Origin of the sequence: Paraburkholderia sp. BL18I3N2, from assembly GCF_003001875.1 — a bacterium.
Lineage (GTDB): Bacteria > Pseudomonadota > Gammaproteobacteria > Burkholderiales > Burkholderiaceae > Paraburkholderia > Paraburkholderia phytofirmans.
Genome location: NZ_PVNC01000005.1, coordinates 306756 through 320246, shown reverse-complemented (window position 1 = coordinate 320246; position 13491 = coordinate 306756). Strand labels below are relative to the sequence as shown.

Here is a 13491-nt window from a genome sequence, read left to right as displayed (position 1 = left end):
ACGTCATCGCCATGAACGACAGACTCGATCTCTACAACCGCAAGCGCCGCTTCGACGACACGCCGGAGCCGGCGGGCACGCGCGCCAGGCGCAAACCAGGCGGCCGGAAAACGACCCGCCAGGCAGCCGACGAGGCGCTCTCATACGTGATTCAGGAGCACGACGCACGGCGATTGCACTACGATTTCCGGCTGGAACTGAACGGCACGCTCCTGTCGTGGGCGGTGCCCAAAGGGCCGAGCCTCGATCCCTCGGTGAAAAGGCTGGCGGTGCATGTCGAGGATCATCCGGTTGAATACGGTTCGTTCGAAGGGGAAATCCCGCCCGGCAACTACGGTGCGGGCAGCGTGATCGTGTGGGATCGCGGCACCTGGGAACCGGTTGGCGGCGCGGCGGAGGCGGCGCGTTCCTACGCCGCCGGCAAACTCAAGTTTCATTTGCACGGCGAAAAGCTGCAGGGCGGCTGGACACTGGTGCGCAGCCATATGCGCGGCAGCGGCGACAAGGAGCAGTGGCTGCTGATCAAGGAACGCGACGACGAAGCGCGCGATGAGAGCGACTACGACATCCTGAAGAAGCGCCCGGGCAGCGTGCTCAGCGGCAGCGCCTCGGTGGCTAAAGGCGAAAAAACGACGACAGCGGCAACCAAGGCCGCGCGTAAAACCGCGGCCTCTGATGCGAAGTCCACCGCAAAACGAGGCGGCGAAAGCGGCGCGAAAGCCGCTTCATCCACCCGCGCGGATCCCCGGCGACCGGACATCGTGGCGACGCGCAACACGCAGTCGCTACGCGAACTCGCCGCCACGCCCTCGATAGAGGGCGCGGTGAAAGCTCGCTTGCCCGCGACCTTCAAACCGCAACTGGCGACGCTCGTCGACGCCGCGCCGCCCGGCGACGAATGGTCGTACGAAATCAAGTTCGATGGTTACCGTGTGCTGGCCCGAATCGATCGGGACGCAAAGGGAAGCGCCGTCAAAGTATTCACCCGCGCCAGCAACGACTGGACCGCGAAGTTCAGCAAACAGGTCAAGGCGTTTGAACAACTCGGGATCGAAAGCGCGTGGCTCGACGGCGAAGCCGTGGTGCTGGACCAGAACGGCGTGCCGAATTTTCAGTCGCTGCAGAACGCTTTCGATGCGAACCGGCCGCAAGACATCATCGTCTACCTGTTCGATATACCGTTCCTCAACGGTTACGACCTGCGCGGCGTGCCGCTCGAACAGCGTCGCGCGATTCTGCGCGCCTTGATGGAAGGCGTCGACGACAGCGTGCTGCGCTTCTCGAACAATTTCGACTTCAGCGCGGAAGACCTGCTCAGAAGCGCGTGCGACATGGCGCTGGAGGGCATCATCGGCAAGCGGCGCGATAGCGGCTATCTGTCGGGACGTTCGTCGACGTGGATCAAGTTGAAATGCCGCCGGCGCCAGGAGTTCGTGATCGGCGGCTATTCGGAACCGTCCGGCAGTCGTGCGGCATTCGGCGCGCTGCTGCTCGGCGTCTACGACAGCAAAGGCAAGTTGAATTACGCGGGACGCGTCGGCACCGGCTTCGACGCGGCGTTGCTGCGCTCGGTCAAGAAAGAACTCGATGCGCACGCGACCCAGCGCATGCCGTTTGCGGCCGCGCCGCGCGAGCGCAGTCGCACGCCGGTGCATTGGGTCGAACCGGTGCTCGTAGCCGAATGCAATTTCGCGGAATGGACGAGTGACGGCATCGTGCGTCAGGCGTCGTTCGTGAGTTTGCGCAAAGACAAGCCGGCGCGCCAGATCGTCAAGGAAACACCTCGCCAGGGGGCCGACGTGCAACAGCAAACCGATTCTATGTCCGACGACGCGCCGAAGAAACGTGCGGCGCGGAAAACTTCCGGCAGTACTGCGGCCGCATCCGGTGAAGAGAAGAGGGAGGCGGCAAACTTGAAGGCTGAAGCGAAAATGGCGGACGCGAAAGCGAGCGGCAAAGGCAAACGCGGCACGGAGCCGGACGACGGCGCGAACGTCGGCGGCGCGAAAACCGCCGCGAAAACTGCAGCAACGAAAACCGCAGCCGAAAAAACCACACCCGCAAAATCAACCACCGCTGCGCCGCCCGCCGAAGTCGCCGGTGTGCGCATCTCGCATCCTGATCGCGTCATCGACAAAAGCAGCGGCGCGCGCAAGATCGATCTCGTGCAGTACTACGAGTCGGTCGCCGAATGGATGCTGCCGCATCTGAAAGACCGCCCGGTGTCGCTGGTGCGTGCGCCCGAGGACATCGGCGGCGAGCTATTTTTTCAGAAGCACAGCCAGAAGCTGTCGATTCCGAATGTCACGCAGCATCCGGGCCTCGATCCCGGCCACCCGCCGCTGATCACCGTCGATACCATCAAAGCGCTGGTCGGCGCCGCGCAAATGGGCACCGTCGAATTTCACACGTGGAATGCCGTCGCGTCGAATATCGAAAAACCGGACCGCGTTGTCTTCGACCTCGACCCCGATGCAGCGCTAGGTTGGGAACGCATGATCGAAGCCGCGCAACTGACGCGTTCGCTGCTCGAGGAACTCGGCCTCAAATCGTTCTGCAAGACGAGCGGCGGCAAGGGCCTGCATGTCGTCGTGCCGCTCGCGAAACAGGCCGGCTGGGACGAAGTAAAGGATTTCTCACAAGCCGTCGCGCAGCACATGGCGGCAACGCTGCCCAAGTACTTCAGCGCGAAGATGGGCGCGCAGAACCGCAAGCAGAAAATCTTCGTCGATTATCTGCGCAACAACCGCGGCTCCAGCACGGTCGCCGCATTCTCGGCGCGGGCGCGCCCGGGCCTCGGTGTATCGGTTCCGCTTGCGTGGGACGAAGTCGCCGGCACCACAGGCGGCGATCAATGGACCATCGAGAATCTGCACGAGCGCCTCGCCGAACTCAAAACCGACCCGTGGGCGGACTATGCGAAGACGCGTCAGCGCATCACCGCGGCCATGAAAAAACGTCTGGATGACGCGCAATAAGCCTGGGCAGACCCGATTCAGAACGACAAGGAGCTACACCATGAAGACCTCACCGCAATCGTCCGACGGCGACAAGCAGGCGGACCCGCATGCCGGGAAGCAGCCCAAATCGATGCAGGAAGCAGCCGCGCCTTTGCCGCACGAAGCCGATCAGAATCCGGAATCGCAGCACGAGGACGGTCCGCGTCATGTCGGCAAGCAGGCGCATCGCGACCTCGAACGCGGGCTGAAAGATACCGACCGCCGCGGCGGCGACGAGTATCAGCAGAAGACGCAGAACGATGCGCACACCGACGTCAACTCCGATGACAAAGGAGCCAGCGGCGCACGCGGCAACAAGCACTGACGACCCATTGATCCGAGTGCCGTCGCCGGCGCAACGGTGTCAAACCGGCTCTTTGTCCCAGTAAGGCGGATCGCCGAAATGCGCCGCCACGAATTCGATGAAGGCGAGCGTCTTCGGCGGCACGAACGAGCGGCTCGGATACACGGCCCAGATCGCCACGCTCTCGGCGAGCGGATAGCTGTCCAGCACGCTGACCAGCTCGCCGCTGCGCAAGTAAGGTGCGACGTCCCACGTCGATTTGAGCGCGATGCCGAAACCGGCCAGCAGGGCGTCGCGGATCACTTCGCCGTTGTCCGTGACGAGGCGCCCGCTCACGCGCACTGCAAGTGGTCCGGCAGGCGTCACGAAGGCCCAGTCGCGCTGGTCCGACAGAATCATGCACTCGTGTTGCGCGAGGTCCGAAGGATGACGCGGCGTACCGCGCGCGGCAAGGTAAGCGGGCGCCGCGCACAGTACCCGCCGATTCACCGCGAGGCGCCGCGCCACCAGCGACGAATCCTTCAGCACGCCGACGCGGATCGCCACGTCGATACCCGCATCGACGAGATCGACCAGTTGATCGGTGAGCCGCAAATCGACGCTCACGCCGGGATAGCGGCGCAGAAATTCGCTGATCACCGGCGACACGTGCTGCCGTCCGAACGAAGACGGCATCGAGACTCGCAAGCGGCCCTGCGGCTCGGCCTGCGCCCGGCCCACCGACGCGCGCGCGGCGGCGGCCGCATCGAGCAGGGCTTCGGCGCGCGTCATGAAGACTTCACCGTCCTGCGTGAGGCTGATGCGGCGGGTGGTCCGGTGCAGCAGACGCGCGCCGAGCAGCTTTTCCAGCTGGGCGATGCGGGAACTGGCCACCGCCGCGGACAAACCGAATTCGCGGCCGGCCGCGGATACGTTGGCCAGAAGCGCGGCACGCACGAACAGGGCGACGTCGAGCAGATCGAGCCGCTGCCGTTCGCCGGGCGGCGCGCGTTCGGGCGAAATGACAGGCAGGTTCATTCTTCTGAAATTCCAAAAGATGTTTCAGCCATTATGACGGTTTTAAAAGAATAAGAACCGCCCTAGGATGACGCCCATGGAATCGCCGATACGCAACCGGCACCACAGGCCGGCCGCAAAATCGCGATCTTTTCAATCTGATTTGAACCAACAGGAGCATGTATGAAAGCCGTCGGTCTCTATCGTTATTTGCCGATCGATCAGGCGGAAGCCCTGGTCGATGTCGAGATCCCGAAACCGGAAGCCACCGGTCGCGATCTGCTGGTCAAGGTCGAGGCGATCTCCGTCAATCCGGTCGACACCAAAGTGCGTGCACCGAAAGACAAGCTCGAAGAGACGCCGCGCATCCTCGGCTGGGATGCCGCGGGCACCGTGGCCGCGGTCGGGCCGGACGTGACGCTGTTCAAGGTCGGCGATCCGGTGTTCTATGCGGGCAGCATCACGCGGCCGGGCGCCAACAGCGAATTCCATCTGGTCGATGAGCGGATTGTCGGGCGCAAGCCGGCGTCGCTCGATTTCACCCACGCGGCCGCGCTGCCGCTGACTGCGATCACCGCCTGGGAAGCATTGTTCGACCGTCTCGGCGTGTCGCCGCAAGGCGCGGACGAAGGCCGCAGCGTGCTGATTTTCGGCGGCGCGGGCGGGGTCGGCTCGGTCGGGATCCAACTGGCGAAGCAACTCGCGAAGCTCAAGGTGATCGCAACCGCGTCGCGGCCCGAATCGGCGAAATGGGCCACTGAACTGGGCGCGGATCACATCGTCGATCACTTCGGCGACGTGCCCGCGCAATTGAAAAAGCTCGGCATCGACCAGGTCGATTACGTGCTCATGTTCAACGACACCGACAAGAATTTCCCGGCCGCCGCCGAGGTCGTCAAGCCGCAAGGCAGCATCTGCACGATCGTGGAAAACAGCCAGCCGGTGCCGGTCGAACTGCTGAAGGCGAAGAGCGCCGCCTTTCATTGGGAGTTCATGTTCACGCGCTCGATGTTCGGCACGCCGGACATGATCGAGCAGCACAAGCTGTTGACGGAAGTAGCGCGTCTCGTCGATGCGGGCACGCTGCGCACGACCGTCGGCCAGAACCTCGGCGCGATCAATGCCGTTAATCTGCGCCGCGCGCATCAACTGCTCGAAGAAGGGCGCGCGATCGGCAAACTGGTGCTGACGGGTTTCGAGGCTTAAATAACGTTTCACCTGAAGCGGGTTGCAGCGAAATAACGGCCGGCGTCGCAGCAATGCGCGCCGGCCGTGTTCATTTGATGCACATCAAACTGTGCGATCCGGTGCGTCGATATGCAGCAGTGCGGTGCGACGTGCGCTTTCGTGCGCCAGAGTCGAGACACGCGCAGAAAACGCGTCGCCGCAAGCGGGTTAACACCCGATTCGCAGGCAGCGCGCGCAGCGTCGCTTGGCGTTAGACTGGCAGGGCATCATGCTAAAACGGTTGCGTGTCTCGCGGCCCGGCATCATTGAGCCAGGCGGTGCGCGGGCAGTAGCGCTGAAGCGGGCGCGCAGCGGCACAACAACGAGGTGACAGTATGAGCTTCAGACTCTCCGCCGTTTCAGTTGTCGCTTCTCTCGCATGCGCGTTCGCGCCCGGCATGCTCGTGCCGGTGGCTCACGCGGCCACGCCGATCACGGTCACGTCCCAGTCCGCCCTCGACGGGCCGATCCGCTACACGGTGCGAGTCACGTCGAAACAGTTCGGCAACTCGCAGGAAACCCGCACGATCCGCTCCGGCGAATCGGACGACTTCACGTGGAAGACGGTGCCGCCTGGCGGCCCGGTTCCCGCAACGGATGCGTGCCCGAACTATACGTCGCTGCCGACCGACACCAACGGCGCGATGATCCGGCAAACGCAGATCCGGTTCGCGCCGGTGGTCGCAGGCGACGGCACGGCGACCGTGCAATTGAGCTTTCAGGCGCAGACACCGAAGGGCGTGAAAACCGTCACGGCCGGCGGTAAAACGCTCAAGTGTCCGAACGACGTGAGCGTCAGTCAGATCGTGCGCTTCACGATGCCGGTCAACGGCAGCACGAAAACGCTCACGCTCAGCGACGGCACGGAAGTCGCGATCAGCGCGAAGCGTTGAGTCCGGCGACTGATGGGAGCACGGCGGCGCAGCGCGGCTCAACGCCGCGCCGCGGTCCGCTCCACGAGCCGCGCCGACAGAAACCGGTGCTCGGCGGAAAAGAGCCGCCGATACGTGAGCAGCACTGCGCCCACGGTCCCCAGCGTCGACGACGCGGCGATCAGGAACATGATCACGATCTGGTAGCGCACCGCCTGCAACGGCGATTGACCGGCCAGCACCTGGCCGGTCATCATGCCGGGCAGGCTCACCACGCCGACCACGGCCATCTGATTGAGCGTCGGCATCATGCCCGCCCGCACCGCCTGGCGCGCGGGCGCCTGTGCCGCTTCCCAGCGCGTCGCGCCGAGCGCGAGCGCCATGTCGACGCGGTCGCGCCGCGCGGTCAATTCCTCGGTCATCCGTTCGATGCCGAGCGACACGCCGGTCAGCGTATTGCCGAGGATCATGCCGAGAATCGGAATCGCATATTGCGGCTCGTACCACGGGTGAATGCGAATCACGACGAAGAGCCCGACCGCGGCCACCAGCCACGAACTGACCCAGATCGACAGCACACTGTCCGCGCGTTGTCCGCGATAGGTGCGGTTGCCGCGTTGCGCGCCCGCGAAACCGGCGATCAGCGTCATCACGATCATCAACGGCAACACCACGTACCAGCGGTCGTAACGGAACACCCAGCCGAGCACGTAACCGATCGCCAGCAACTGCACGATGGTGCGCACGGCGGCCCACGCCAGCTTGCGCTCGAGATCGAGCTTGAGCGCCACCGACACGACACCGTTCACGACGATCAGCAACGCGGCAATCGCGACATCCCACAGACTCAGGTTTTGCAGTGTCATTGGCCGAACTCCTGGTGATCCTGATGCGCGGGCAATATCTCGGACCGCACGGTTTCGTCGAGCACGCCGGCGCGCATGGTCAGATGCCGCGCGCTCATGCGCGTGGCTTGCGCCGGATCGTGAGACACCCAGATCGACGCGTGACGTCCGGGGTCGGCGTCGAACCAGGCGTGCACCAGACCTTCGATCGCATGCGACGACTCCGGGTCGAGCGAGGCAGTCGGCTCATCGAGCAACAGGACTTCGGGCGCGAGTTGCAGCACGCGAATCAGCGCGGCGATCTGCGCCTCACCGCCAGACAGTTCGCTTGCACGCTTGTCGAGAAAGTCGTCGCCGCGGCCGGCCTGAGCGGCGAGGCTCGCCGCGCGCCCGCGATCGAAATGCACGTCGCGGTACGCGCGCAACTCGAACGGATAGCGCAGATTGTCTTCGACGCTGCCGTCGAGCAACGCGGGCCGCTGCCGGATATACGCGACGTTGCGCCGGTAGCGTGGAATGGCGGCGCGTTCCACCGGCGCGCCATGCCACATGATGCGTCCCGCATCGAGCGGATCGAGCAGCGCGAGCGCGCGCAGGAACACGCTCTTGCCCGAGCCGGACGGCCCGGTGATCGCGACGCGGTCGCCCGCTTCTAAAGCGAAGGTGGTCGGCTGCAGCAGCGTCTGCCCGCGCACGGCATCGCGCCGGACGATGCCGTCGGCAAGGACTAATGGAACATCGGTCATGTGTGAATTTGTAATGGGAGATGCGTAAGGTCGAAGCGCGTTGCGACGTGTGCGTGCAACATGCGTGCATCATGATAAAGCGGCACGGTTTGGCGCAGGCCGTCCAGGGATCGGGCATGCAACGTGCTGCACGGTGCTCAACGTAGAAGAATTAGCGGAGCCTCTCAATGGCAGTGTCGAGCACGACCGGACGGCGGATCGGAAAAATCATCGCATGGCTGTTGGCGATTATCGTCATCCTGATTGCCGCGCTGGCTATTTTTATACTGACCTTCGACTGGAACCGGGCAAGGCCCTATGTCAACGACAAGGTCACGCAAGCTATCGGCAGGCCGTTCGCCATCAACGGCGATCTGAAGGTCGGCTGGCGGCATCCGGTTGGCGAAACCGGCTGGCGCGGCTGGGTGCCGTGGCCGCGTTTCTCGGCGGCCAATGTCACCGTGGGCAATCCGGACTGGACGAAGCAGCCGCAGTTCGCCACGCTCGACGAGATCGACTTTCAGGTCAAGGTGCTGCCGCTGCTCGCGCACGATATCGTGATTCCCACGATCAACCTCGTGAATCCTTCGGTCGATCTCGAGCGCGTGCTCGACGGGCGCAATAACTGGACGTTCAAACTGGCGTCGTCGAGCGGGCCTTCGGAATGGAAGCTCGATCTGCACGATATCGCCTTTGCCAAGGGCAACATTGCGTTGTCCGATCAGCAGAAGAAGGTCGATGTGCAGATGGCCATCGACACGCTCGGTCAGCCGATTCCGATCGGCGAGGCGATGAAACAGCAGGAAGCGGCGTCGCGCAGTTCGTCGGCGCAAACCATCGGCAAGTCGGGCGCGAACAAGCTGACGCAGCAGGCGAATGCGCAGGCGGCGTCGGAGGCTGCGGCGGCGTCCGCGGCGGCGGCTTCGGGCGCGTCGTCGACGGATATCAGCGCATCGGGTACGACGGCGGCCACGGGCGCCTCGGGCGGCCTGGTCGCGGGCGGCTCGAAGGGTGCGAGCGAGGCCGTCGCGGCAGGCGCGAGCGGCGCAGTCGTGGCGTCCGCGCCGGCTTCGGCTTCGAACGCTTCGGGCGCTTCGGGGGCTTCGGGCGCGAACGAGGCGCAAGCCGGCGCGAAGCAGGAGATTCCGCCGTACGCGATCGGCTGGACCGTCAAAGGGACTTACAACAAGACGCCGGTGTCGGGCAGCGGCAAGGTAGGCGGCGTGCTCGCATTGCAGGACGCCAACCGGCCGTTCCCGGTCCAGGCCGATGTGAAGGCGGGCGATCTGCATATCGGCCTGGTGGGCACGATCACCGATCCGGCGCATCTTGCCGCGGTCGATCTGCGCCTCTGGCTGCAAGGCAACAGCATGGCGCGCCTGTATTCGCTGACGGGCGTGACCTTGCCCGACACGCCGCCGTATGCGACCGAAGGGCGGCTCGTCGGCCAGTTCAAGTCCACCGGCAACGTCTTCAAGTATGAAAATTTTACAGGCCGGGTCGGCGGCAGCGATATCAACGGCTCGCTGATCTATACGGCACGTGAACCGCGTCCGCTGCTGCAGGGCGAACTCGTCTCGCATCTGCTGCAATTCTCCGATCTGGCGCCCGTGATCGGCGCGGACTCGAACGCCAGCAAGGCCAAGCGCGGCGACGCGACGGCGCAGCCGTCCAACAAGGCGCTGCCGGTCGAGGAATTCCGCACCGACCGCTGGAAGGCGATCGACGCCGACGTCAAGTTCACCGGCCGGCGCATCGTCAAGGACGTGAATCTGCCGATCACGGATCTGTACACGCACGTCGTGCTGACTGACGGCGTGCTTTCGCTGGAACCGTTGAAGTTCGGCGTGGCGGGCGGCACGCTCGCTTCCGACATTCATCTGGACGGCAGCGCGACGCCGCTCAAGGGCCGCTTCGCGACATCGGCGCGGCATCTGAAGCTCAAGCAGTTGTTCCCGAACTTCAAGTCGATGCAGAACGCGCTCGGTGAAATCAACGGCGACGCCGCGCTGACCGCGACGGGCAATTCGCCGGCGGCGCTTGCGGCCACATCGAACGGCGAGGTGAAGGCATTGGTGACGGACGGCACGGTGAGCCGTCTGCTGATGGAAGCGGCGGGGCTGAACGTGGCGAACGTCGTCTACGAAAAGCTGTTCGGCAATCGCGACGTGAAGATCAACTGCGCGGCCGCCGATTTTGTCGCAACCAACGGCGTGCTCGAATCGCGCGTCTTCGCGCTCGATACGGACGACGCCGTGATCGATATCGACGGCAACGTGAACCTGCGTGACGAGTCGATGGACCTCGGCGTGCATCCGCATACCAAGGGCTTCCGTGTCTTCTCGCTGCGCTCGCCGCTTTACGTGAAAGGCACCTTCAAAGACCCGCACGTGGGCGTGAATGCGGCCGCGCTGGCACTGCGCGGTGGCGCGGCGGTCGGCCTCGGCTTGATCAATCCGTTCGCGGCGTTGATTCCGTTGCTCGCGCCGAGCAACAACAAGCCGTTGCCATGCACGCAGATGCTGGAACAGATCCGTCAGGCGCCGACAGCGCCGCCGCCGGGCGTCAAGCAGCAGCCCAAGTCGGCGATTTCTCTGGATGGCGCGCCGGTGAACAAGTCTTCGAGCGGTGCTTCGTCGCCGGCTACGACGGACAAGAAGAAGCCGGCGGTGATGTCGCCCGCCAGCGCGGCTACTTACAAGGGAAGCTGATGCCTTTCATCCTGCCTTCGGATTGGCTGAGCTGGAGTTTTGGCGGCGGCCTGTCCTTGATCCTCTTGTGGCTGATCAGCGTGCCGCCCGGGCGCGGCCACTTCGATGACGTCATGATGAAAAAAGACGAGGCGGGTGCTGCACGCGCGCGCAGACAGATCACCTGAGATGGCAAGCCGAATCGAGGAAAGGTGATGACGCAACGCCGCCTGACGAACTGTGCGAACAGACGGTGTTGCGAATTTGAAGGTCTACCGCAAAGCTAAATGTTTACCTGAGCGAGCGCGGTGTGGCGTCGCCGGCAGCATCCTGCCGACGCACCCCGCGACGTGTGCCGCCGACGCGTGTCGCGCCGAATTCCGTCAGGATCTTGCCGCGAGCGCGGCTGGCAAACACCAGAAAGCCGAAGCCATCCGCCTCATACCAGTAGCCGCCGTTCTCGAGACCGTCGAGCGGCTGCTCCAGCGCATTCGTAATGGATTCGATACAGCGGCGCCGCAATTCCGCGGGTGCCGGATAGGGCGGCTGTGCGCCACGCACACTGCACAGGAGGACATCGAGCCCCGGCAGCACGTGCGCATAAAGGACCGGCTCGTCTTGCGCGCGAGCACGCGCAATCTTGGTGTCGAGCTGACCGAACGGCTTGAAATGCCGTAGTACCGCGAGGAACGACTCATCGCCGTCCACCTTCGCGCGTCTACGCTTTTTCGGGAAGGACATAAAAATTCGCCTGAAAAAGAATTGCAAGAAACGCAGCGTCCTCATGCGACCACTCCCGGCTTCGCGCGCCGCACGTCGATCTTTTATAGCATACGACAAGGTCGGATTCACGGTGATTCGACAACAACGCCGCCCCACCGCCTCCCGCACGAATCATGCCGAACCGCCTCGCCGCGCGCTTTCGCTTCCCATCCCATCTATTTCCATCATAGACGCACGAGGCGCCGAAAAATCATCTCATACCAATAAAAATGTCGTTTTTGTGTGGGCAGGCGCATCTTGCCGATACGTTGAAATATCTCGAATTCACGTCGATAATGGCCCGTCCGGCTGCACTGCGCCGAGCTCGCCGATGCCCCACCGCAAAGTCCCACCGGCGCGCCGTTGCATCGCTGGTCATGAGCCGCCGCGGCTTGAGCGACCCTTTGCGACCCTTCGGGCGAACATGAAACTATTCACCAAGGGTCTGCTGCTGATTGCAGTGCCGAGCGCGGTCGAGCTGGCGCTTCTTGGCGTCGTCTTCGATACCCAGGAGCAGACAGCGCACGCCGCCCAGCAGGTCACCAACAGCAAGCAGATTCTCTATCAGTCGTCGGCCATCATCGATCCGCTGCTGCGCCAGGCAGCGCGGGTTCGCACGGGCATGGTGATCGGCGATGCGTCACTGATCGACCGCCATACGGTGTGGGTCGATCTGGGCGACCGGCTGTCGAATCTCGAGGTGCTGGTCGCCGGCACGCCGCATCAGGTCGAGCGCGTGCACAAGATGCAGCGGGCGATCGACGCGTATCGCACGCAGACTGCCGCGATCTCGCAGGCGCTGCACGAAGGGCGTCGTCTGACTTCGTTCGCGGCGCTGGAGACCGGCGCGTTGCCGCAGCAGATCGCCGCGTTTCGCGACGAGCTCGCGGCGTTCGGCGACGAGGCGTCGCGGCTCGATGCCGAGCGCTCAGCCGCGCTCGCGCGGCGCCGTGACCGTCAGCAGTACGCGCTGATCGGCGCCGTGCTGGGCTCGATGCTGATCTGGGCCGCCACCGCGGTGGTCTTTGCGCGCAGCATCGGCAGGCGGCTGGAAGTGTTGACCGAGAATGCCGAGCGTTTGGGCAGCGGGCGCACGCTGGCGCCGGCGCTGTCGGGTAAGGACGAAATTGCCGCGCTCGACGCCGTGCTGCATCAGACGGGTGCGCGCCTGCGTGAGGCGGAAGCCGAGCAGGCCATGCTGAAAATGCGGCTCGAAGCACGTGCGCAGGAACTGGCGGGCGTCAACGAGGAACTGCGTCAGGAGACGCAAGACAATGAAATGTTCATCTACAGCGTGTCGCACGATCTGCGCTCGCCGTTGGTGAATCTGCAAGGTTTCTCGAAGGAATTGCAGGTCTCGTGCGACGAACTGGACAGCGTCGTCGAGGCGGCAAAATTGCCGGACGCCGAGCATCGGCGCATGGCGCATATTCTCAACGGCGAGGTGCGCGAGTCCTTGCAATATTTGCGCACGGCAGTGACGCGGGCAGCCGCGATTATCGACGCGCTGCTGCGCATTTCACGCGCCGGCCGGCTCGAGTACCAGTGGCAGCGCGTCAGCGTCGGGCGCGTGGTGGCCCGGGTGGTCGATGCGCTGCAGGGCGCGATCGGCCAGCGCTCCGCTGTGGTGACCGTGCGCGACTTGCCGCCCGCATGGGGCGACCCCGGCGCGATCGAGCAGATCTTCAGCAATCTGATCGGCAACGCACTGAATTATCTCGACCCGGCGCGCAACGGGCGTATCGAAGTCGGCGCACTGGAACCCGAGCCGGTCGAGCCGGCCGAGGCGGGTGAGCCGCGCGCGGTCCGCATGCGCACGTATTATGTGCGCGACAACGGCCTCGGCATTCCGGCCGCGTATATGTCGAAAGTGTTCCGGGCGTTTCAGCGCCTGCACGGCGACGTCGCGCACGGCGACGGCATCGGTCTCGCGGTCGTGCGTCGCACGGTGGAGCGGCATGGGGGCCGCGTGTGGGTCGAGTCGGCGGAGGGCGCGGGGTCGACGTTTTTCGTGGTGTTGCCGGAACAGCCCGCGCGTCTTTGAACTTCGGCAGGCAAAGAGCGCGGCGGC

Annotated in this window: 11 protein-coding genes; 7 read left to right on the top strand and 4 right to left on the bottom strand. The window is 64.3% G+C overall.

The annotated features are described in order from the left end of the window. Window positions 1–11 precede the first annotated feature (11 nt). Together ligD and B0G75_RS16905 are read left to right on the top strand one after the other, a co-directional pair. Window positions 12–2978, top strand: coding sequence for a DNA ligase D (gene ligD, locus B0G75_RS16910; protein WP_106307597.1), 2967 nt, complete (start codon window positions 12–14; stop codon window positions 2976–2978). A 40-nt stretch (window positions 2979–3018) separates the two neighbouring features. Further along, window positions 3019–3324 carry a hypothetical protein gene (locus tag B0G75_RS16905; protein WP_106307594.1) on the top strand — a complete coding sequence of 102 codons (306 nt, stop codon included), beginning with the start codon at window positions 3019–3021 and terminating at the stop codon, window positions 3322–3324. 39 nt (window positions 3325–3363) lie between these two features. On the opposite strand, the gene B0G75_RS16900 is transcribed toward B0G75_RS16905, so the two are convergent. Further along, a complete protein-coding gene (locus B0G75_RS16900; RefSeq protein ID WP_106307591.1) occupies window positions 3364–4320 on the bottom strand; it encodes a LysR family transcriptional regulator in 957 nt (318 codons plus the stop codon). A 162-nt stretch (window positions 4321–4482) separates the two neighbouring features. Here B0G75_RS16900 and B0G75_RS16895 point away from each other — a divergent pair, with 162 nt between their 5' ends. Together B0G75_RS16895 and B0G75_RS16890 are read left to right on the top strand one after the other, a co-directional pair. After that, window positions 4483–5505, top strand: coding sequence for a zinc-binding alcohol dehydrogenase family protein (locus B0G75_RS16895; RefSeq protein WP_106307588.1), 1023 nt, complete (start codon window positions 4483–4485; stop codon window positions 5503–5505). 356 nt (window positions 5506–5861) lie between these two features. Beyond that, window positions 5862–6419: a DUF6013 family protein gene (locus tag B0G75_RS16890; RefSeq protein WP_106307585.1), complete on the top strand. Its 558-nt coding sequence runs from the start codon at window positions 5862–5864 to the stop codon at window positions 6417–6419. 38 nt (window positions 6420–6457) lie between these two features. Here B0G75_RS16890 and fetB read toward each other — a convergent pair whose 3' ends face one another. Further along, window positions 6458–7264, bottom strand: coding sequence for an ABC transporter permease (gene fetB / locus B0G75_RS16885; protein WP_106307582.1), 807 nt, complete (start codon window positions 7262–7264; stop codon window positions 6458–6460). After that, a complete protein-coding gene (locus tag B0G75_RS16880) occupies window positions 7261–7989 on the bottom strand; it encodes an ATP-binding cassette domain-containing protein (protein ID WP_106307579.1) in 729 nt (242 codons plus the stop codon). The genes fetB and B0G75_RS16880 overlap by 4 nt, the downstream gene beginning before the upstream one ends. A gap of 167 nt (window positions 7990–8156) precedes the next feature. Here B0G75_RS16880 and B0G75_RS16875 point away from each other — a divergent pair, with 167 nt between their 5' ends. Both B0G75_RS16875 and B0G75_RS40710 read left to right on the top strand, forming a co-directional pair. Continuing rightward, complete coding sequence (locus B0G75_RS16875; protein WP_106307576.1) at window positions 8157–10679, top strand: AsmA family protein; 2523 nt, start codon at window positions 8157–8159, stop codon at window positions 10677–10679. Then, window positions 10679–10846: a hypothetical protein gene (locus B0G75_RS40710; protein WP_181309286.1), complete on the top strand. Its 168-nt coding sequence runs from the start codon at window positions 10679–10681 to the stop codon at window positions 10844–10846. Before B0G75_RS16875 ends, B0G75_RS40710 begins: the two co-directional genes overlap by 1 nt. Window positions 10847–10949: 103 nt before the next feature. Here the strand turns inward: B0G75_RS40710 and B0G75_RS16870 are convergent, their stop codons facing one another. Further along, window positions 10950–11444, bottom strand: coding sequence for a hypothetical protein (locus B0G75_RS16870; protein WP_106307573.1), 495 nt, complete (start codon window positions 11442–11444; stop codon window positions 10950–10952). 400 nt (window positions 11445–11844) lie between these two features. Between B0G75_RS16870 and B0G75_RS16865 the strand changes: the two genes are divergently transcribed. After that, the gene (locus B0G75_RS16865; protein WP_106307570.1) at window positions 11845–13464 is read left to right on the top strand and encodes an ATP-binding protein; all 1620 of its coding nucleotides are present in this window, start codon (window positions 11845–11847) and stop codon (window positions 13462–13464) included. Window positions 13465–13491 lie beyond the last annotated feature (27 nt).